At 45.4% G+C, this 21,061-nt stretch carries 19 protein-coding genes; 12 read left to right on the forward strand and 7 right to left on the reverse strand.

The genetic code is table 11. The features are described 5' to 3' along the window. Positions 1-16 precede the first annotated feature (16 nt). Together JN178_RS18545 and JN178_RS18550 are read left to right on the forward strand one after the other, a co-directional pair. Positions 17-1,018 (forward strand): LacI family DNA-binding transcriptional regulator, encoded by a 1,002-nt coding sequence (locus JN178_RS18545; RefSeq protein WP_202262785.1) that lies wholly within the window; start codon positions 17-19, stop codon positions 1,016-1,018. Then, positions 1,019-2,593, forward strand: coding sequence for a sugar porter family MFS transporter (locus tag JN178_RS18550; RefSeq protein WP_202262786.1), 1,575 nt, complete (start codon positions 1,019-1,021; stop codon positions 2,591-2,593). It abuts the gene before it with no gap. On the opposite strand, the gene JN178_RS18555 is transcribed toward JN178_RS18550, so the two are convergent. The 5 genes from JN178_RS18555 to JN178_RS18575 form a co-directional block, all read right to left on the reverse strand. After that, positions 2,583-4,175, reverse strand: a complete 1,593-nt coding sequence (locus JN178_RS18555; RefSeq protein WP_202262787.1) for an ATP-binding cassette domain-containing protein — start codon at positions 4,173-4,175, stop codon at positions 2,583-2,585. The two genes, JN178_RS18550 and JN178_RS18555, sit on opposite strands and share 11 nt — an antisense overlap. Beyond that, a complete protein-coding gene (locus tag JN178_RS18560) occupies positions 4,168-5,898 on the reverse strand; it encodes an ABC transporter transmembrane domain-containing protein (protein WP_202262788.1) in 1,731 nt (576 codons plus the stop codon). Before JN178_RS18560 ends, JN178_RS18555 begins: the two co-directional genes overlap by 8 nt. Before the next feature lie 61 nt (positions 5,899-5,959). Beyond that, entirely contained in the window at positions 5,960-6,073 is a 114-nt protein-coding gene (gene cydX, locus JN178_RS18565; protein WP_202262789.1) for a cytochrome bd-I oxidase subunit CydX, read from the reverse strand. 10 nt (positions 6,074-6,083) lie between these two features. Next, positions 6,084-7,220 (reverse strand): cytochrome d ubiquinol oxidase subunit II, encoded by a 1,137-nt coding sequence (gene cydB / locus JN178_RS18570; RefSeq protein WP_202262790.1) that lies wholly within the window; start codon positions 7,218-7,220, stop codon positions 6,084-6,086. Next, positions 7,217-8,812 carry a cytochrome ubiquinol oxidase subunit I gene (locus tag JN178_RS18575; protein ID WP_202262791.1) on the reverse strand — a complete coding sequence of 532 codons (1,596 nt, stop codon included), beginning with the start codon at positions 8,810-8,812 and terminating at the stop codon, positions 7,217-7,219. Before JN178_RS18575 ends, cydB begins: the two co-directional genes overlap by 4 nt. 452 nt (positions 8,813-9,264) lie before the next feature. Between JN178_RS18575 and JN178_RS18580 the strand changes: the two genes are divergently transcribed. From JN178_RS18580 to JN178_RS18590, 3 genes are all read left to right on the forward strand, one after another. Next, positions 9,265-10,611 (forward strand): sigma-54 interaction domain-containing protein, encoded by a 1,347-nt coding sequence (locus tag JN178_RS18580; protein ID WP_202266124.1) that lies wholly within the window; start codon positions 9,265-9,267, stop codon positions 10,609-10,611. 88 nt (positions 10,612-10,699) lie between these two features. Continuing rightward, complete coding sequence (locus JN178_RS18585) at positions 10,700-11,110, forward strand: hypothetical protein (RefSeq protein WP_202262792.1); 411 nt, start codon at positions 10,700-10,702, stop codon at positions 11,108-11,110. Positions 11,111-11,158: 48 nt separating this feature from the next. Next, a complete protein-coding gene (locus JN178_RS18590) occupies positions 11,159-13,267 on the forward strand; it encodes a TonB-dependent receptor (protein ID WP_202262793.1) in 2,109 nt (702 codons plus the stop codon). Positions 13,268-13,287: 20 nt separating this feature from the next. On the opposite strand, the gene JN178_RS18595 is transcribed toward JN178_RS18590, so the two are convergent. Beyond that, positions 13,288-14,058 (reverse strand): sulfite exporter TauE/SafE family protein, encoded by a 771-nt coding sequence (locus JN178_RS18595; protein WP_202262794.1) that lies wholly within the window; start codon positions 14,056-14,058, stop codon positions 13,288-13,290. 160 nt (positions 14,059-14,218) lie between these two features. Here JN178_RS18595 and JN178_RS18600 point away from each other — a divergent pair, with 160 nt between their 5' ends. The 7 genes from JN178_RS18600 (at position 14,219) to JN178_RS18630 (ending at position 19,602) form a co-directional block, all read left to right on the forward strand. Continuing rightward, positions 14,219-14,665 (forward strand): hypothetical protein, encoded by a 447-nt coding sequence (locus JN178_RS18600; RefSeq protein ID WP_202262795.1) that lies wholly within the window; start codon positions 14,219-14,221, stop codon positions 14,663-14,665. 120 nt (positions 14,666-14,785) lie between these two features. Continuing rightward, positions 14,786-14,974: a hypothetical protein gene (locus tag JN178_RS18605; RefSeq protein ID WP_202262796.1), complete on the forward strand. Its 189-nt coding sequence runs from the start codon at positions 14,786-14,788 to the stop codon at positions 14,972-14,974. A gap of 286 nt (positions 14,975-15,260) precedes the next feature. Then, positions 15,261-15,668 carry a YybH family protein gene (locus JN178_RS18610; protein WP_202262797.1) on the forward strand — a complete coding sequence of 136 codons (408 nt, stop codon included), beginning with the start codon at positions 15,261-15,263 and terminating at the stop codon, positions 15,666-15,668. A gap of 126 nt (positions 15,669-15,794) precedes the next feature. Further along, on the forward strand, positions 15,795-16,505 hold the full coding sequence (locus tag JN178_RS18615; protein ID WP_202262798.1) for a hydrolase: 711 nt from the start codon (positions 15,795-15,797) through the stop codon (positions 16,503-16,505). Between the two features lie 69 nt (positions 16,506-16,574). After that, entirely contained in the window at positions 16,575-16,928 is a 354-nt protein-coding gene (locus JN178_RS18620; protein ID WP_202262799.1) for a c-type cytochrome, read from the forward strand. A gap of 31 nt (positions 16,929-16,959) precedes the next feature. Continuing rightward, positions 16,960-18,738: an amidohydrolase gene (locus tag JN178_RS18625; protein WP_202262800.1), complete on the forward strand. Its 1,779-nt coding sequence runs from the start codon at positions 16,960-16,962 to the stop codon at positions 18,736-18,738. A gap of 12 nt (positions 18,739-18,750) precedes the next feature. Continuing rightward, on the forward strand, positions 18,751-19,602 hold the full coding sequence (locus JN178_RS18630) for a pirin family protein (protein WP_202262801.1): 852 nt from the start codon (positions 18,751-18,753) through the stop codon (positions 19,600-19,602). A gap of 72 nt (positions 19,603-19,674) precedes the next feature. Here JN178_RS18630 and JN178_RS18635 read toward each other — a convergent pair whose 3' ends face one another. Next, on the reverse strand, positions 19,675-21,042 hold the full coding sequence (locus tag JN178_RS18635; RefSeq protein WP_202262802.1) for a 5-methyltetrahydrofolate--homocysteine methyltransferase: 1,368 nt from the start codon (positions 21,040-21,042) through the stop codon (positions 19,675-19,677). Positions 21,043-21,061: the final 19 nt, after the last annotated feature.

Here is a 21,061-nt window from a genome sequence, read left to right on the forward strand (position 1 = left end):
AACAATACCGAAGAGTATGGCAACAATTTACGAAGTATCTGAAGCGGCTGGCGTATCACTTGCTACCGTTTCTCGCGTTATGAACGGAAACGCTAAAGTTAGCGATCGCACGCGAAAAAAAGTTGAAGACGCTATGATTTCATTGGGATATCAGCCCAATGCGATTGCGCAATCTCTCGCCTCTAACCGCACCAATAGCGTTGGTTTATTGGTGTCTGAGCTGCACGGCTCTTATTTTGGTGACTTAATGAGTACCGTTGAGCAAGTACTTAAGCAAAATGGTAAGCACGTTATCATTACCGCAGGTCATACCGATGAAAAACGTGAGCATGACGCTATAGAGTTTCTTAAAAGCCGCCGATGTGATGCGCTCATTTTACATGCAGAGGCTGTTTCTGATGAATATCTTCAAAAACTCGTTAGTGAAAAGTTACCCGTTGTCATAATTAACCGTAAAGTCGATAAGCTTGATGAGAACTGCTTTGTTGTAGATAACGAACAAGGTGGCTATCTGGCTACGCAAGCTGCTCTCGAACAAGGTCATAAGAATATTGGTTACATCAGTGGTCCTTTATTTAAAAAGGATGCCAACGACCGATTACTCGGTCACAAACGCGCGCTGAAAGAAGCAGGCATAGCGTTTAATGAAAACGCCTTATTTGAAGGCGACTTTCATGAATCATCAGGTCAAGAAGGGATGCATCACATGCTAGCGCAATTCAAGGACATGACAGCCTTGGTGTGTGCAAATGATGAAATGGCTTCTGGCGCGATGACCGCGGCAAGAGAAGCCGGTTTTGATATTCCAACACAGCTTTCAATTGTTGGATTCGATAACGTGCTGTTTTCCCGCTATCTTTATCCTAAGTTAACAACCATAAACAACCCCATTCACGCTATGGGCGAAATGGCTGCTCACTGGGTACTACAGCATGTTTACAACATTAAAAGTAGCCTACCTATCGAGCATTTATTTGAGCCTGAAATCGTGATGAGAGACACATTAGGCACACTATAAATGAATAAAGCGCTATCGCCGTCGTTGTATTACACCCTCATAGTCTCGTTGGGAGGCTTCATTTTTGGTTTTGATGCCAGTGTAATTTCAGGTGCGATAGGCTTTATTGACGCACAATTTTCATTAAGTGAATGGGAACAAGGCTTCGTGGTTAGCTCGCCTACACTCGGCGCACTATTTGCGATGCTATTTGCAGGGGCTGTAAGTGATGCCATAGGGCGGCGAAAAGCGCTGATCATTGTTGCAGCACTTTACCTTGTCTCATCGGTGTGCTCAGCCTTGGCACCAAATTACTTAACCTTAGTTTTTGCTCGCTTTATTGGCGGTATTGCGTTTTGCTCACTCATTATTGCGCCTGTTTATATTTCTGAGATTAGTTCTCCTGAAAATCGCGGTAAAATGGTATCGGTTAATCAACTTAATATCGTTTTCGGTTTTGCACTGTCGTATTTCAGTAATTATTACTTCTTGCAGCTAAGTAGCAGTAATCTTGATTGGGTTGTCGCGCTGGGCATAGACACACAAACCTGGCGCTATATGTTGGGCCTTGAGGCCATTCCTGCACTGCTGTGGTTATGTTTACTATTTACCGTACCGCGCAGTCCTCGCTGGTTAGTGATGAAAGGGTATAAAGCCGAAGCAGAAAGTACCATTAAAACACTGTTTAGCCAGCATCAGGCTAGCGCACAACTGAGTGAAATTAAGTCGTCCTTAAAACAAAAAACATGGTCACTTAAAGAAAGACTAGGCTTTGTCACCGCAAAGAGCATGCGCTATCCCTTAATGGTTGGCGTCATACTGGCCATCGCACAACAAATTACCGGTATAAATGTTATTTTTTTCTACGCACCCACTATTTTTGAGCAAAGTGGCGTGGGAACCGATGCGGCTTTCATGCAAGCTGTGTGGATAGGCTTGGTTAACGTTGCTTTCACTATTATCGCAATGCTTACGATCGACAGGTGGGGTAGAAAACCCCTGCTTATTATTGGATTGACTGGCGTTATCATCAGTATGTCCATTTGTGCCTACGGATTTAAACAAGCTACCTACCAACTAAACAATGAGACCATCGCCGAAGTCAGTGAATTAGATGAATCATTATCAGTTTCGCTTTCAAGTATGGGCAATGAAGTGTTTCGCTCTGACGTTGCTTTTAAGAATGCTCTTAAAGCAACGCTAAGTGAAGCACAGTACCAAGCTCACCAGAAAACACTCTTAAATGCGGCAATTTCGATGAATGCACCCTTAGTGTTATTTGGCATTATTGCCTTTGTCGCCTCATTTGCAATGTCACTTGGGCCGGTTATGTGGGCCATGCTGGCAGAGATATTTCCCAATCAAGCCCGCGCCCTTGCCATCTCACTGGTTGGCGTAATAAATTCATTAACCAGCTTTTCAGTACAGCTAGTGTTTCCGTGGGAATTAGCAACACTGGGAGCCGCAATGACCTTTGCGATTTATGGTGCATTTGCGGTGATCGGGTTGATATGTGTCGTTACGCTGTTTCCGGAAACCAAAGGGCGCTCTTTAGAGCAAATTGCGCAAGAGCTAACACCACAGTCTAAGTCGTAATAGTTTCGTTTGTGCTGTCGGTCATCGTTAGCGTTTGCGCAACACACAACCTCTTAGGTAGTACATGAGATGCAACAATAACCAATGCATGTTGAGCGAAGGCATTAATTACACTACAAACTGCTTGTTGACTGATAGCATCTAGCCCTTCAAAGGGTTCATCAATTAGTAACACAGAGGGCTTTGCAAGTACGGCACGTCCTAGGGCTAAGCGCTTTCGCTCTCCACCTGATAGCGACCGGCCGGCTTTACCTACCCAAGTATTAAGTGCTAGAGATTCAAGCCCTAGATCGCAGAGGATTTGCTGCATGTCGCGTTTAGCGTATGGGACACCTGCTACATCTAGGTTCATTTGTATGCTTGCGGCAAGCACAATCGGTTCTTGCTCTACATAGATCCAATTTGAGGGCACACCGTTTGGCAGACCAACACCGTCCACTTGCCTATGCCCTGTAGAAGGAAGTAAACCTGCAATCCCTTGAAGTAGCGTAGACTTTCCGCACCCCGAGGGCCCCTTCAGTACAACTACGCCACTGGCCGGCAGTGTAGTTGAAGTAGGATTTACTTTTCTGCCTTTAACTCGCAGCGCATCAAGTATCAGGCTCTCACTTGGTGATTTGCGAGGCAAAATATGAATAGGCGACGTCGATAAGTGTTTAAGTGCTTTTTCGCTTTGCTTATATTGTGCGAACTTAGGAATCGCTAAAAATGAAGGGCTCACCCAGTCTGGTGATGCCAATAGGACCATGGGAATGACTATGGCGATAGGTGCAAATGTCAGTACAGCCCCCAGTGTTGTAGTAAGCTCAGAATTATTTGACGAGGTCGTCATTCCAATACCCGCTAACAGTGATACTACAGCAAGGTAAGCAACGCCTTGAAACCACCAGCTCGCGCGCCATGCGAGCTTTTTTTGATCTAATGAGCATCTCCACAATGCGCTCGCAGAAGGATAGATTTCCGCGTTGGGTGTATAGCTGACACGTGAATAAAGGTGCCATATTGCACTGGCCTTTAAAAAGCTAGTAGCGTTTTGCCTGAAGTGTGAAGATTGCTGTGTATATTCATTTGCCAAACCGAGTGCTTTAAGCGCCTGAATCACCACTGCTATCAGCCACACAACAAAAACCAAACAGAGATAGAAAGCCCCAGGAACGCCCATAACAATTGCCACACTGCACGATAGTGTGAACACAATAGTGACACTTGAAAGTGGCGCTACCCATGCTACCCATTTACTGGCAAGCGCTTCCGTATGTTGTGCTAATGCTTCTGTCATTCCAACGCTGCTATTAAGGCGTTGATTGTGTAATTGCTTAAATAAGCTCAACCTAGTACTAGCAATGCGCGTGAGCAAGTCATTGTGTCCCACCCACATACTGCCATACCCTGATGCTATGCGAAGTAAAGCCAGTGCGCGTATAACTACAGCAGGAATGACATAGTTAAAGCCTGGTAGCGCTACCGCGCTAATGGCAATAAACCAACTTGCGATCACAAGTAAAGTCACACCCGTCAACCCATGCAATAACGCCAAAATGAGGGTAATGTATGCTGGTCGACGTGTTTGAACATTAGGCATGACAGCCTTCCTCATTACTGACGGGCATAGCACTCTCGAATTGGGAATCAACATGGTCAGCGACTGCCCCATTTTCCACTCGCCAACAGCCAGTAAACCAATTCACCGGTAACATTTTATGCGACGCCCATACCAGTGTTCGATCTTTGCCTAGTTCGTATATGAGTGATGCTAAGCGATGGTGTTGAACATCAGGTAAATGCGCAGTTGGTTCATCAAGAAGCCAAACCTGATGGTTACGCAATAGTATTCTGGCTAACGCTAAACGCTGTGCCTCGCCTCCAGACATACTGGGATACTCCGTCATCGGTGTGTCTAACCCATTGGGTAAGGTATAAAGCCAACTGGTAAGCTCAACTTGTTCTAGCACATTGCAAAGTTGACTGTCGTCAAAGTGCTCATCAAGACACAAATTTTCTCGTACAGTCCCCGCTAAAATTACGGGGTGTTGCGTTAGCCATGCCACTTGCGTTTTAAGTGTATGGGTTGCGGGCCGCTGTCCACTTAATGCTTCAAGTAGGATTGTTTTTCCGCTGCCAGAACGTCCATTGAGCAAGATTTTGTCACCCGCTTCTAGTATAAGTTTCGGGCAAGTGAGCAGGCTTTTACCTTCTTTTTTTGATTCGTTTGGTAGCGTTGAGTAACAAGAGTCAAAAATGCGCATATTGTGGGCTTCAAACCCATTAAACGAGGTATTCTTAACCGCGTTGTTGTCACTCTTTGATTGGACATGAAATAAAGGGCGTAGATCATTGCATGCCGCTTCCGCTTGCGCTTTTTGGTGATAAACCTGTCCCAACTTTTTCATTTCGCTGAGTAAAAGCGGCACGACTAGCAGTATCCATAACCCCTGATGGAGTGATATTGACGGTCCAATCTGTAGCTCACCTAGCAAAGTAAAACCTATAAAAACAGCAACTAGTGCTACCGCAAGCGTGGCAAAAAAATCAAGTACGCTGGTAGAGAGAAATGCTACGCTCACTACTTTCATTGTTCGGCTGTTTAGATTATCGCTAGCGTTCGTTAAAAGCTCGGTTTGCTTATGATTGGCGTTAAAGCTACTTAGCATGGAAAGTGCACTTAACCTATCGGTAAACAGGCTTCCCAAACGCTCTAGCGCTACAAAATGTTTGCGATGTAACGCGGCAGCACCTTTACCGACAATAATCATAAACAAAGGCACCACGGGTAATGTCAGAAGCAGTCCCAGGCCTATTATCGGGTTTACCGCAAAAATAACACCAAGGGCCATTATTGGCACTATTAGCGCTACCCACTGCTGAACGCGATACTCCATTGCCCAGTCAGTAAACGCCTCCAGCTGATTGTGCCACAACACTTGCCAAAAATAGGGGGATTGCGTGCGCACTATTGCATGTTGACGTGTCAAAAGTGTAGACAGCAGCAGCTGCTCTAACATACCTAGCAATACGAATTTGCGTTGTAAGAAAACATGATTAAATATGCCCTGCAACATCCACGCACTGCCAAGAGATAGTGCTAATAGTATAAGTACTTGTGACGACGCGGATGTACCTGTCACCACCCAGCTATGGGCTATAGCTGCAAAAAAATAGAAGCCAATAAGCAAAGAAAAAAGAGACAAGCACTTAATAAATACCAGGGTTATTAACGATGCGCGCAGGCCAAGCTTATGCGCACTATCTAAATCCTTGCACCACGAATTAAGTACTTGCCTGTTGGGAAGCTTTTCTTTGTTCACTGCTATCTCGTTTAAGGGTTTACGCCACTATCGCGCCATAAACCCCTTTATTGTCTAGTTATCAGTCGGCGTCTTCAGGTCTATCCAGGTTCTCTGTAGACTCCAACCACATTGCGTTGATGATGCCAAAAGAGCACGCTAGCAACACACCTAAAATCCAAGCGAAATACCACATGACTCTCTCCTTAATAAATAGTGTGCGACTGATCTAAATCTTCGTTCTTAATTCGACCACGCATGACATAAAAGCTATATGCGGTATAGCTAAGCACGATAGGTACAAAGATACAGGCCACAATAAACATAACATTTAACGTAAGGTGACTTGATGTGGCATCCCATACCGTTAAACTTGCCTGAGGCATAGTGATACTTGGCATCAAGAATGGAAACATCGAGAAACCTGCAGTTAAAATGACGCCTGCAATAAACAGCGCACTTGAGACAAACGCCATTCCAGCATTGCCTTTTTTAGAAAAGAAGGCGCACGCCAAGCCACTCACAACACCAAGTACAGGCGCAATCATCATCAATGGATATTTAGAATAGTTATTCATCCATGCACCGGCTTCAACCGCTACATCTTTTTTAAGCGGGTTAGAGGTTGCCAGCGTGTCAACGGTTGAGGTAATGACGAAACCGTCTACACCGTAAGCTACCCATATACCGCCAACAACAAACAATACAACACCAACCAAACTTAGCACCACCGATACGGCGCGAGCGCGAACCTCAATAAAGCCATCGGTTTTCATTTGCAGCCAGGTCGCACCATGGTTAAGCAAAATAGCAACTGACAGTAACCCGGTTAACAGCGCAAAGGGCGTAAGTAGGCCAAAGAACGAGCCCGTGTAGGTTGATTTAAGTGTAGTGTCTAACTCAAAAGGTACGCCAAGTAGCAGGTTCCCAAAGGCTACACCAAAGATAAGCGACGGGATAATGCCACCCGCAAACAGTGCCCAGTCCCAAGCCTTACGCCACTGAGGGTTAGGCAATTTGCTGCGATAGTCAAAACCAATTGGGCGCATCCAAAGTGCAATTAACGTTAGCGCCAATGCCAAGTAAAAGCCCGAGAACGCTGTGGCGTAAATCATCGGCCACGCAGCAAAAATAGCTCCACCTGCGGTAATAAACCATACTTGATTTCCATCCCAGTGGGGCCCCACCGTATTAATCATCACACGGCGTTCTTTGTCGTTTTTTCCAATTAGTGTAAGTAAAGCACCAACGCCCAGATCAAAGCCATCTGTAACAGCAAAACCGATTAGTAGCACACCTACCAAACACCACCAAATTACGCGTAGCAGTTCATAATCAATCATGCGTTTGCTCCTTGTCCGTCTTTACCAAGATAATTGTCATCAATAAGGTCAAGTTCGCTTTCAGTGGGGTTAGCTGAGGGAGGAACTGGCCCTTTTTTGGCAAACTTTTTCATCAGATAGAAGCCAATAATGAACATCACGGTGTAGAACGCTGAATAAGCTACCAGAGTAATCACTACGTCACTTACAGCTAAGTTAGAAACTGAAGCGTGCACTGGCAGGACTTCTGCGATAGACCAAGGCTGGCGACCATATTCTGCGACAAACCAACCAGCCTCACTGGCCACCCAAGGTAACGGTAAGCTAAATAGTGATGCTTTTAGTAACCAACGTGGCTTGGTTATTCTGTGCTTAGTGCTGTAATAGAACGCACATAAGAATAACGCTAGCATGATGAAACCTGATGCCACCATAAGACGGAAGCTCCAAAACAGTGGCGCAACCGGCGGAATGCTGTAATCCACAGCTTGTTTAAGTGCCGCGTCAGTGGGATTTGCCACATCTGTGGTGAAAGGTTCAAGCAGCATAGCGTAGCCCAAGCTGTCTTTGTGGGCTTCAAATGTGGCTCGCTCAGCTGCAGTGGCAGTGCCGTTGCGCACATCATCAAGTACTTCGTACGCTTTAATGCCTTCAAGTATGCGCACTTTATTTTCTTCTTTGAGCGCCTTAATGCCCTTCACTTCTTCTGTTAATGAGCGGGTTGCAATGATCCCCATTGCCCATGGAATTTGAAGCGCATATTCGGTTTTTTCTTCTTCGTCATTGGGAATACCAAAAACAGTAAAAGGTGCGGGCGCTGGATGGGTATCGTATTCGGCCTCAACCGCTGCCAGTTTTACTTTTTGAACGTCACCCAATTCGTAACCGCTCTCATCACCCAACACGATAACTGATAACGTTGCCGCTAAACCGAAGCTTGCCGCAATAGCGAACGAACGCCGGGCAAAGGCGATATGTTTATGATTTAAGAGATAGTAACTTGAAATTGCCAACACAAAGATAGCGCCTGTGACATACCCTGCTGACACCGTATGTACAAATTTAACTTGAGCGACTGGGTTAAAGATGACCTCAGCGAAGCTTGTCATTTCCATACGCATGGCTTCAAAGTTGAACTCAGCGCCTACTGGATATTGCATCCATCCGTTTGCAATTAAGATCCATAACGCCGAAAAGTTAGAACCAATTGCCACTAGCCATGTGGTAGCTAAATGTTTTTCCTTCGACATTTTGTCCCAACCGAAGAAAAACAGACCAACAAACGTAGATTCTAGGAAGAACGCCATAAGGCCTTCTATGGCAAGCGGTGCACCAAAAATATCGCCAACATAATGAGAATAATATGACCAGTTCATACCAAACTGGAATTCCATGGTTAAGCCCGTAGCAACACCAATGGCAAAGTTAATACCAAACAGTTTTCCCCAAAATTGGGTCATCTGCTTGTAGACTTCCTTACCGGTCATTACATAAACCGATTCCATAATGGCCAGCAAGAAACTTAACCCCAACGTGAGGGGGACAAATATAAAGTGGAACATTGCAGTTAACGCAAATTGCCACCGCGATAGTTCTATTAACGTATCGCTCATGGGTGCTCTCCCTTGTATCTTAAAGACGGCGTAAGCGCCTGACAGTAAACAATAATATTCGAACCAACGGGAAACCTTGGCTAATACCAAACGCTTTAAGCAGGATTAATGCCAAGCGCATTGGGTGTGCAGAAAACACAAGGAATACCGGCAAACAGCAGAGATTTCTTACTGTGCGAGCAGAATTATTTCATGGCGAAAAGTTGTTCACTTTGATCCAACGCAAGAGAATGGCCCAATAGCTTTGCCATTTTTGACACCTAAAAGACAAAAATGACAAAAACAGGGAGCGTAATAGGATCACTGAGGGGAATAGGTAAGCGTAAATGCGATTTTGTGCATTCTTTTTACTTTCTAAAACATGGTGTGACACTTTCTATGCCACTGTGATAATTTAATAAAGATTTTCTTATATACAGGAAAGCAGGATGAATATTTCCATCGTGCAAGCCATGATTGACGCAATCGATAAACCCGCCATTTTTATCAATCAGAGCTATATCATTGAAGCTGTCAATAAACCCTATCGCGACACTTACCCTGTAGATATAAAGCTTGGCTATAGCACTTGCTACAGCGTTTCCCATCGCAATACAAAGCCTTGTGATCAATGCGGCGAGCAATGCCCCATAAAGGTCTGCCAAGATACTAAACGCCCCGCTAGCGTGGTGCATGTTCACGCCACAAATGAGGGGCAAAGCTATTGCGATATTTTCATGCGTCCTATCTATGACAGCACAGGTAGCTTACTGGGCTATCTTGAAATATTAGACAAGCTATCATTTGCATCAAATCGTCCCGCACCTGGGAAGATGGTCGGCGAGTCAAACGCATTTAAAATTATGCTTAACAAAATAAACCGTGCAGCCAGTGCAGATATTGCCGTGTTGCTTCACGGTGAGACGGGGACGGGAAAAGAGCTCGTATCCCGGGCACTTCACGATACAAGCGCTCGAGCTGAAAATCCCTTTGTGGTTATTGAGTGCACAGGCTTAACAGACAGCCTGTTTGAAAGTGAATTATTCGGCTATGAAAAAGGCGCATTTACCGGCGCAACAAACAACAAAAAGGGGTTGGTGGAAGCAGCAGAAGGCGGCACCTTATTTTTTGACGAGATAGGTGATGTACCGCTAAGTATGCAAGTAAAGCTATTGCGTTTGTTCGAAACCCAGACCTACCGGCCAGTTGGTAGCGTTAATGTAAAACAAGCTAACTTTCGTTTGGTATGCGCCACCCACAAGAATCTTAAGGACATGGTGCAACAAGGTACGTTTAGACAAGACCTTTACTACCGCATCGCCGGCTTTCCCATTACGTTACCGGCATTACGTGAACGACAAGACGATATTGCACTACTTGCCAATCATATTCTAGCGGCGCTACCACAAACGCATCGGCCCCACACTAATCGCTTTACTACTAAGCGATTCGACAAGGCAGCACTCGCAAAGCTAAAAACGTACTCGTTCCCAGGAAATATTAGAGAGCTGAAAAACATTATAGAACAAGCGAGTTTACTGGCAGACGACAGTATTATTTACGAAAAAGATTTGCCAGAGCAACTATTTGAGAAACAGCTCACGTCATGTTTAGACGTAAGTCAACAAATGCCAGATCATTCGCCACTGCTGACCCTTGAAGAACAAGAGTCACGGTATATCAGCGATGCCTATTACCAATACCAAGGCGATATTGCAGGCCTTGCAAGCGCGCTGGATATAAGTGTTCGCACGCTCTATCGGAAATTACAAAAGGCTGGTGTTAAGGTTAAAGCCCCGTCGTTGAAGGGGCCTTTGTAAAAGGCTTCGCATTACCTAATTTTTTAGCTAGCATTTTGCTTCAGGCTAACGCTATTATGAAAAAGCGTTAATTTTTTAACGGGTACCAATGCTGACTCGATATACCATCACCACCCTACTTTGCCTTACTCTGCTTATGCAAAATGCATTGGCATTGGGCCTTGCCGCGTTTTCTATGCAGCAAGCACAGGCTTTTACCGGTGACGATATCGAGCTGATCTGTACTGGCAAAACCATGCGCTACATTTCGATAAGCGCCACAGAGCTTGAGGGTGAATTTATTTTCGTTAGCCCGGAGCTACTCAAAGCCCCAACACAAAGCGTAGATTGTACCAACGGCACTTTAGCCGACCTACCTCAATCAGACGACATCTACACATCAGATCTGGCAAACATCGAAGGCGTTCGCTATCAAGCGCTGGTTGCGCGTATCGCTCAGCAGCCATACACCGCTTTTGCCTATGCTGCACCGCTTAGCCGTGCACCACCACGCTCATAACTTACCTCCAATACACATAAATACCTATCAACACTAATTGGATTTGTTATGAAAAAATCAGTTGTCGCGCTGGCGCTTGCTAGTGCACTTTCTTCGCATGTGGGGATTGCACAAACCCTACAACACGACAATAAAAACAGCACAGAAGTTATTACCGTTATTGGTTCACCTATTACCTTGAGTACTAGCGAGACTATTGCCCCGTTAACCAACAATCAGGCGGATTTTGGCGATCAGCTTGTTACACTTCCAGGGTTGAGTATTGCCCGCAATGGACCGGTAACAGCGTTAATTCAATACCGTGGCATGTTTGGCCCCCGCGTGGGCGTGACTATAGACGGCGTAAATATCAACGGCGCAGGGCCCAATGCGATGGACTCGCCGCTATCTCATGTATTGCCGGAGCCTGGCATGACAGCCACGTTATATCGCGGCATTACCCCCATAAGCGCAGGTATAGAAACCATCGGAGGTCAGCTTCATATCCAGTCTGACGCACACAACCTGTTTAATTATGCCAATGTACCCAATGGCAATGAATTTCAAGGAAGCGTCAGCGCAAGCATAGTGTCGCCGGGGAGTGGGCAGCAATATCAAGGCAGTGGATTATTTAATACCGACAATGCATTTGTCAGCGCTGCATTTATCTATCAGCAGCGCGATGAGCGAGAGTCCGGAGATGGTATGTTGATACCCAATGCTCACTACCAACGCAACGGGGTAAAGCTGCGTGCAGGTTACGAGTGGGGTAAACACCAAGTTGATATTAGCTATCAGAACCTCAACACCAATGAAAGCGGTACTCCAGCGCTGGCAATGGATATCGCCTTTATTGACGCTGCGTGGTATCGGTTTGGCTACCGTTACAACCAGTCAGATGCGTCTTATTTGACGTTAAGTGTATTCGGTAATGACAATCAGCACACTATGGATAACTTCTCACAACGACCGCTGATGATGCCTGCGATGGCGCGCCAAAACGATACAGATTCGGTGGCCCAAGGTATTGATGCCACGTATGTGATGCCGTGGCAAGATGGCGAATTAACCCTTGGCACAAACCTGCTGCACAATAGAAATAACTCCATCATTACCAACCCTAATAATGCCGCGTTCTTTGTAAACAATTTCATCAATACCGAGCGTGATATCACAAGTGTTTTTGCTCAATGGAATAGAGATACAGAGCGTTACCTTACCACCCTTGGTACACGATTTACGCAGATAGACATGGACGCTGACCCTGTCAATTCAAACATGGTGATGATGAACAGTGCTATCGCCACATTAGTCGACAACTTTAACCAGTCATCACGAGATGAAACGTACAACATGCTGGATATCGCGGCGACGTTTCAATACCGCGTGAATCGCAATACGCACATCGTGATCGGTGCTTCTCAGAAAAATCGCGCACCTACCTATTTTGAGCGTTACACCTGGCTACCATTGGGTATTACTGGCGGTATGGCAGACGGTTTCAATTACATTGGCAATCTTGATTTGGACAATGAAACCGCGCGCCAGATTGAGTTGGGCATCGATGTGCACACGAATAAATGGACATTCTCACCACGCTTTTTCTATCAAGATGTTGAAAATTATATTACTGGTATGCCAAGTACGAATATGGCGGCCAATATGGTATCGACCATGATGACAGGCATGGCACCTTTTCAGTGGACTAACACGGATGCCGTTATTAAAGGGGTAGATGTTGAACTGCACGGTCAGCTTACCGAAAGCGTGAGTGTTAATGCCGTTGCAAGCGTTCAGCACGGTAACCGAGATGATATTGACGATGCGCTATTTCGCATTGCACCTGAACAGCTCATCACCACAGTGTCTTGGCAAACGTCGCTTGGCAACGCGCCGTTATCTATGCAGCTAATATCAGAGCTCTCAGGTCGCCAAAACCATGTATCTGCGCTTCAAAACGAGCAGGTTACTGCGAGTTTTGGTCTTATTCACATAAATGCGTCATGGCAAATTCTGCCAGAGCTCGTTGTAACCACACGAATCAACAACGCCTTTGATAAGTTCTATGCACCGCATACTGCAGGCATAAACCGAATTGTGGGAAGCGAACTCCCTCAGGGCGAGAGAGTGCCGGGAGCGGGTCGAGAATGGCAGCTTTCGATGCGTTATCAATTCTAACCCTCTTTGTGGCCTGTCTGTTACAGCAAGCTTGATATCGCTTGAAAAATAAGACGGCAGGCCAATAACGTCACCACAACTTTAAACGCCAACATAAATTTGTCAGCAGGCACACGCTTGAGTACTTTAAGCCCAAAGAACGTACCCAACGCGCCGCTGGCAATCATGGCAATAATAATACCGCCCCACTGCACGAACGAAAAACCCACAAACGTAAACACAAAGGCTTTCAACCCGTGTTGAAATGTCATACAGCTAGCAAAGGTCCCTGTAATCTGCATCTTGCTATAGTTATTTCTATGCACAAACGCCGCCACAAGGGGGCCTGTCGCGCCTACAAACATAGATACAAGTGTTGTTATAAGGCCGGCTAGCGCCCGGCCTGTAGCAGACATTTCTTGTGCCTTAGGCTTACTCCCCCAAACCAAAAACAAAATAAAGCCAGCAACCGCAAACTGAATAAACACCAAGGGTAATTGCACAACAATAAATGACGCCATCACAGCACCTATCAATGCGCCAATAGAGAAAAACTTCAGCATTTGCCAGTCAATAAACTTTAAAGTCATTAACGCTCTGTTTCCGTTCGAACCAAGCTGTACTAGTCCGTGTACCGGAATAAGTGCGCTGACAGGCATGGTCCCAGCCATAACGGCAAGTAGCAACACGCCGCCACCAATGCCTAGCGTCGCGGTCATTAGCGATGTGAAAAAAGAAGTGAGAATAAGCAAGCAACTTGAAAAAGGTGTTAGTGCCCCTTCAGCGGTTATTAACGCAATCAGATATTCCATTTAACACCCTCTCAACAATTGTTACAGGCAGATGCGATTTGCATTATAAAAACTAATGCAAAATTACAATTTAACTCAATTGTGCAATCTTAATTTATGGCTAAAATGCGCACAACTTTTGATTATTATTTGTTTAACACTACTTGTTTTAGGAATTGTCATGCTTAAATTTGTTGCGCCACTACTTACGCTTGCTTTTATCGCTTCCACTGCTAACGCTTTAGAGTTCGAACTAAGCGATAACTCTCAGTTTACAAAGGCTTGCGTAGCTGCTGTAGAATCTAACAGCTCTCTAGAAGACGTTCTTCGTGACAACAACATCCGCGCGCTAAGCAAAGACGAAGTACTTTGTAACGACACGCCTATTGCAGAGTTCGCTCGCACGTACAAAAAGCAAGATTCTAGCAATACAAATATTAATGCAATTTTCGAAAATACAAATGCATCTAGCGAAAGCAAACTATGCATTGCGGCAGCAACATCAAATACTGCATTTAATCAAACTAAGCGCCGTTTCCTTACTAAAGTAAACCCAAAGCAGGTTGTTTGTAACGGTATGGCATTGGCGAAGTTTGCTAAGCAATACAATAAGTCATTCAACGGCTAATAGTGTTTTAGCAAAAAAATACCTAAGGGCGCCACCAGGCGTCCTTTTTTTTGATCTTTTTCTGATCATTTCTTCAAGCCGTATCGTTTAAATAATGTTCGCACTACGCGGTGAAATATCATGCTCTCACCTTCAAAACCTTCGCGCCATCTTAATAACGCGTTCAATGCACTTCTTGATAAGCAAAGCACTAAAGCTGCCAAACGGATTGCACGACAAGTACTCTTCAACAATGGCTTTACTGACAGCGATATTACTCAATGTTTAAAGCAGCGAACGCTGCAAGTAATGTTTATCTTCGAAGCCTAAAGGCAGTGACACTGCCGCCGTCATCTAATTGCATTGCCTGCAACATTAACGCGCTAAAAAGTTGACTTTGTTTACCCGTCGTTGAATACTCGAACTATCAAAACACAGGTAAATATAGTTATGCGCGATAGCGCTGTAAGTTCACTAGCAACACTTAACATTATTATTCTCGCTATTATTCCAAAATGGCGGGTCAGCTAGTGCGTAATTAAGAATTCCACGAAACCCGCCGCCAAGGCGGGTTTTTTTATGGCTCGAATTGGCGGAAAACAAAGAGACGACAGCCATGAACACTTCAATAACTCAGGTTTTGCATACCCTTCACCACGCAGTAAACAATGGTGACTACGATACACTGTCTAGTTGCTACGGTAGCCGTGCAAAAGTTGTTGCTACCCCATTAAGCCAGTTTTCTGCTGACAATACAGAACACCATGATTGTGTAAGTGCTTTGCAGCAATTTCAGCAAAAGTTTATGCCAGAACACCTCGTTACCACGGGTGATGAAATAGTGATAGAGGCCGGCGATGTTGCACTAGTCATCGCCAAATTGTATTTGGTGCCAAAATCTACACCTAACGCTCTACCTTGTGAGGGGAAAAAAGCACTGTATGTTATGCAAAAACAACTAACAGGTGAATGGCGCTGCGTTATCGACAACTTCTTCGGAACAGACTTAGTAGACTTTGCGTAAACCAATAATCTAATTTTTAGAACGATTGATATATTTTTTGTACATTTTAAACACAACAAATAGAACCTAATATTTATCTCGAGGTTAACGAAGTACTTCAACACTTTTTACCAAGAGGAAAATACAATGTTCAATTTTAAAAAATCTGTAGCGGCACTTGTAACTGGCTTAACCCTTCTAGCACCTTCAGTACACGCGGGGGAGCCAGCCAAGAGCTTACTCACACCTGACAACCACACTGTTATTTTGATTGATCATCAGCCACAAATGGCGTTTGCAACTCGCTCTCATTCAATTGAAGACGTACGTAATAATGTGACTGGTCTGGCAAAATCAGCAAAGGCATTCAACGTGCCAACGATTTTGACGACGGTAGCTGAAAAGTCATTTAGCGGCCCATTGTTTCCAGAGTTAAAAGCTGTATTCCCAGAGCAACGTCCTATTGACCGTACCACTATGAATACATGGGAAGACAAACGTGTCACAGACAAAGTAAAACAATTTAAGAAAAATAAAATTGTTATTGCAGCACTTTGGACCGAAGTATGTGGCGTAGGCCCAGTACTATCGGCAATTGAAGAAGGTTACGAAGTGTACTTTGTTACAGATGCATCAGGTGGTGTATCGAAAGAAGCTCATGACATGGCAGTTCAGCGCATGATTCAAGCAGGCGCACAACCTATCACATGGTTGCAGTATCTACTTGAACTACAACGTGACTGGGCTCGCACTGATACCTACGTTGACGTAACAAACATTGCTAAAGAGCATGCTGGCGGATACGGCTTAGGTCTTATCTACGCAACAGAAATGTTCAACGCGAAAGAAGGTCGGTAGGCCTTGTCGAACAGGTGAGCGGCTTTCGCTCACCTGATACGTACATCTAACTCATCCGAGGGGCTCGCCATGAAAACCTTATCGACTTTATCTTTAGCCACGCTGTTTGTACTTTCACCACTTTCATTTTCAAACGCTTACACCAACTCAACATCTACTGCGTACGACAAAGGCTACGCGCTTGCTCAATACTGTATGGGTTGTCACGGTGAAACGGGTATTTCACCAATAGAAAGCAATCCGAATTTAGCAGGTCAAAACAAAAAATATTTAGTTTATGCCTTAAAGGCATACAGAGACGGCACGCGTAAGGGTGGAATGGCCAGCATAATGCGCCCAAATGCATCGGGATTAAGTGATGACGACATCGATGCCTTGGCCACCTATTTTTCATCCCAAAGTGGCAAAACTGCTACGCCCTAGCAACAGCCCCGATACTTAAGGAACCTTTAATATGAATACTTTTACTAAGCGTTTTGCTGGTATAGCAAGTATCGCCAGCGTTGCCTTGGCATTGATAAGTCCAGGCATAATGGCTGCGCCAGAACTTGTCGTAATTAACGCCAATATTACCGCAGCAGACACAGAACAATACCGTGCCCTTAGTGTTGAGAATGGCGTATTTAGCGAGTTCTCAAACCGTGCAGACGCACTATTATCACAGGCAGATAACAACACCATTGTTATTGATGCCAAAGGAAAGCGCCTCATAGCAGGAATAAACGACTCACACCTTCATGTCACGCGAGGTGGGCGTTTTTACAATCTAGAAACCCGCTGGGAAGGCGTCACGTCACTTAAAGCAGGGCTAGCTATGCTAAAAGCGCAGGCTGAACGCACGCCTAAAGGCCAGTGGGTTCGCGTAGTCGGCGGCTTCAGCCCGAACCAATTTGAAGAAAAACGTTTGCCAACACCACAGGAGCTAACAGCGATTGCGCCAGATACGCCCATATTCGTTCTACACCTATATTCTGGCGGTGTACTCAATCAAAAGGCACTAGAGGTACTTAACATTAACAAAGATACCAAAGCGCCTGAAGGCAGTGTGATAGAGCGTGATTCAGCAGGAAATCCCACTGGTGTTTTACTTGCTCAGCCCAACCCGATGATTCTTTACAAGACTATTGCCGCACTACCTCAAATGACAACTGACCAGCAGCTTAATTCAAGCCGCCAGTTTTATCGTAAGCTGTTAAGCCTTGGCGTAACCAGTGTGATTGATGCGGGAGGCGGTGGCCACACCTTTCCGGATGATTACATTGCCAGCGAGACATTGGCGAAACAAGGTGAACTACCTATTCGCGTATCTAACTATCTGTTTCCGCAGGTTCCTGCTAAAGAAATGCTTAACTTTATGCAGTGGATGCATGCGTTTGAAGCTGATGAAAACCACCATTCACACCTTGAAAATGGCTATGTGATCGAGGGAGGCGGGGAACTTTTGACTTATAGAGCATCAGATTATGAAAACTTTCGCGCACCAAGGCCTGAACTTCCTGATGATGCAGAACATGCCCTTGAAGAAGTCATTCGTCTGCACCTGCTAGAGGGCTGGCCGTTTCGTTTGCATGCAACTTACGATGAGTCGATTACTCGTATTTTGAATGTACTTGAACATATTCATAACACGCAGCGCGTTGATAGCGTACGCTGGATTATTGATCATGCCGAAACCGTGTCTGACGCAAACTTAGCGCGAATTAAAAAGTTAGGGGGCGCTATTGCGGTTCAAGGTCGCATGGCCTTTGCTGGTGAAGATTTTGTCGCGCGCTATGGCAAAGCCCAAGCCGCTCGTACGCCTCCCATTCAAGCGATGATAGACGCCGGAATTACCGTAGGGCTTGGCACTGACGGTACAAGAGTATCTAGTTTTAACCCTTGGGCGACCTACTATTGGGCGGTTACCGGAAAAACCGTAGGAGGTTTTGCATTAGGCAGTACACCTTTAGAAAGACAAACCGCGCTTCAACTTTTTACATCGGGTAGTGCCGCACTTTCTGGAGAAGAAGCGCTTAAAGGGCAGCTCAAACCAGGCTTTTATGCTGACTTTGCTATTCTTAATCACGACATTTTACGTGTAGATGAAGACGCACTATTAAATACGCAATCACAGTTAACGGTAGTAGGCGGAAAAATTGTATTTGCCGACAAGCAAGACTACCCTGAGCATTACACTGCACCTTTGAAAGCCGAACCAAGCTGGTCTCCAGTTAACTTCGACACACAACGTTAAGCGAGGCATAACATGGCAAAACAACTTTCATCTCACAAGAAAGATTTGGGTGGTTTCTCGGTAAGCCGAATAATCCCGCACGTTGAGGCAAGAAGTATAGGCCCGTTTGTATTTGTTGATCATATGGGCCTAGCGCACTTTCCCGCAGGCTCTGGCATCAACGTTAGACCTCACCCACACATTGGACTTGCTACCATTAGTTATCTGATGGAAGGCAGTATGCTGCACCGTGACAGCTTGGGTACTATTCAAGAAATTCAGCCGGGCGATGTGAACTGGATGACCGCGGGCAAAGGCATTGTGCATTCTGAACGTGAAACCATTGAAACTCGTGGTAGCGACCACGTATTAAACGGGCTTCAGTGCTGGATAGCACTCCCTGAAGAAAAGGCAGATATGGAGCCCAGCTTTATTCATGTAAACAAGGCTCAGCTGCCCTATATTCATAGAGAAAAGGTGCTTATGCGATTGATAGCAGGTGAAGCGTATGGCTACACCTCGCCAGTAAAAACCTATTCATCTATGTTCTATTTGGACGTTATCACCGAGGCAGGCGCTACTATTGAGCGGCCTTGTGGCGACTCGCAAACAGCCTGTTATGTCATTTCGGGGCGCGTAAAAATAGGCGAAAGCACATTTGAAGCGGGTTCATTTGTATTGCTTGATGATGAAAGTGAGATTGTAACGATAGAGAACAGTCGCTACTTTTTGTTAGGTGGCCAAAAGCTGGCAAAACAACCTATTTTAAAATGGAATTTCTTGGCCTATTCGAAAGAAAAGATTGCCGAGGCTGAGCAACGCTGGGCAAATGGGCAGTTTCCGACGATACCGGGGGACGACCGCGAGTTTATACCTTTGCCATAAGATGCAAGCGCCATGGGATGCAACCACTAGCGCAATTGTAAAAGAGCAGGCTATGCCTGCTCTTTTATTAGGTTAGTCGTGGTCGTGTGACTCAGCAATACCTAACCACACTGCTCCACTTGGAACGAAGTCTAATGATAGCAGTGGCGTTGCCGATTCATCTTCAAGGTCAACAGCCCAAATGGCCTGCGCAACCGGATCAACCACAAACAACATATCCTCTACTTGAGATGCTGTCATGCTGAATGATTGATCGTCTTCTAGGCTTTCAGCATTTGCACTTGCCACATCAATTTTGTGAGCAAACTCCCAGTGGGTATCACCCTCTTCTTCGTGTGCTTCAAGCAACGTCACATAGCCTTTATCATCAAGGATAGCGAAGTATTCACCTTCGTGGGTAAACCCATACGACACCGCATGTGCGTCAGCTTCCGGCATCCAATCAATCACTTCCATAGAGCTTGTAACTGGTGAAACATTAGCAAGAATGGCACTGCCGCCACCGTGTTGTGATGCAACACCAATAAATGCGTCAGCGTGCTCGTGCCCATACAAGTTGCCAATGCGAAGACCATTTAGGCTATCGATGTTTTCAACAAACGTGCTGGTAAATACTTCATCGTTCTCGTTTAACACTAATACGCCATTGCTGCACCCAAACGCGACAGCAAGTTCGTTTTGTGCTGCGCCATGCAAGTCAGCACATTCCCCATCAAAGCGTTGTTCTTCCTCGTATTCACCATCGTGGTAATGAAAAACCGCAACACTGTCTGGCAAAATTGGGTTAGACGATACGCTTACAGCATCATCGCGACGTACCGAGCTTATCAACATGTTACCACGCGGCTCAGCAACGCCATGCATATTCACTGTGAAATCAAGCGAAGGAACATCGTCAGTTTCGCTAGCAATTTGCATATCTGTAACCACTTTCACACCTGCTGGCATGCTGGTTTCGGCGTCACCGTCATAAAATACGGCTAGCTGCCCATCATGTGCAACAACGTGAGTAGGCTTACTGCCTTCAAGGTTAAAGTCAGACATCTCAGGCGCTTCTTTATAGTCGTGTAGGTGCTCAACGTGGTCTTCTCGCCACAGTCCACCGTCTAGGAATTCGGTAAGTCCATTACTGCGCGAGTTAATCACTGCAAAGCGATATCCTGCTGACGCACTTAAGCTACTGCCCTCAAAAGTTGAGGTGAACGTATCAAGTACACTGCTATCGTCTAAATCAACCACAGTCAGCGTGTTAGAGTCTGCATCCGCAACCACTAAACGACCTTCGCTTTCAATTTCAAAATCATCATGGTCATGGTCGTCGTGATCATGATCATCAGGTACTTCAATGGGAGGTAGTTCTACAATGTTGGTTTCTGCATCGCCGCAACCTGCCAAAATAAGTGCGCTTGCGATAGCCGTGAGCATCAAACTGTTTTTCATGTGTTATGTCCTTTTAGAA

This window comes from Alteromonas sp. KC3 (assembly GCF_016756315.1).
Classification (GTDB): domain Bacteria; phylum Pseudomonadota; class Gammaproteobacteria; order Enterobacterales; family Alteromonadaceae; genus Alteromonas.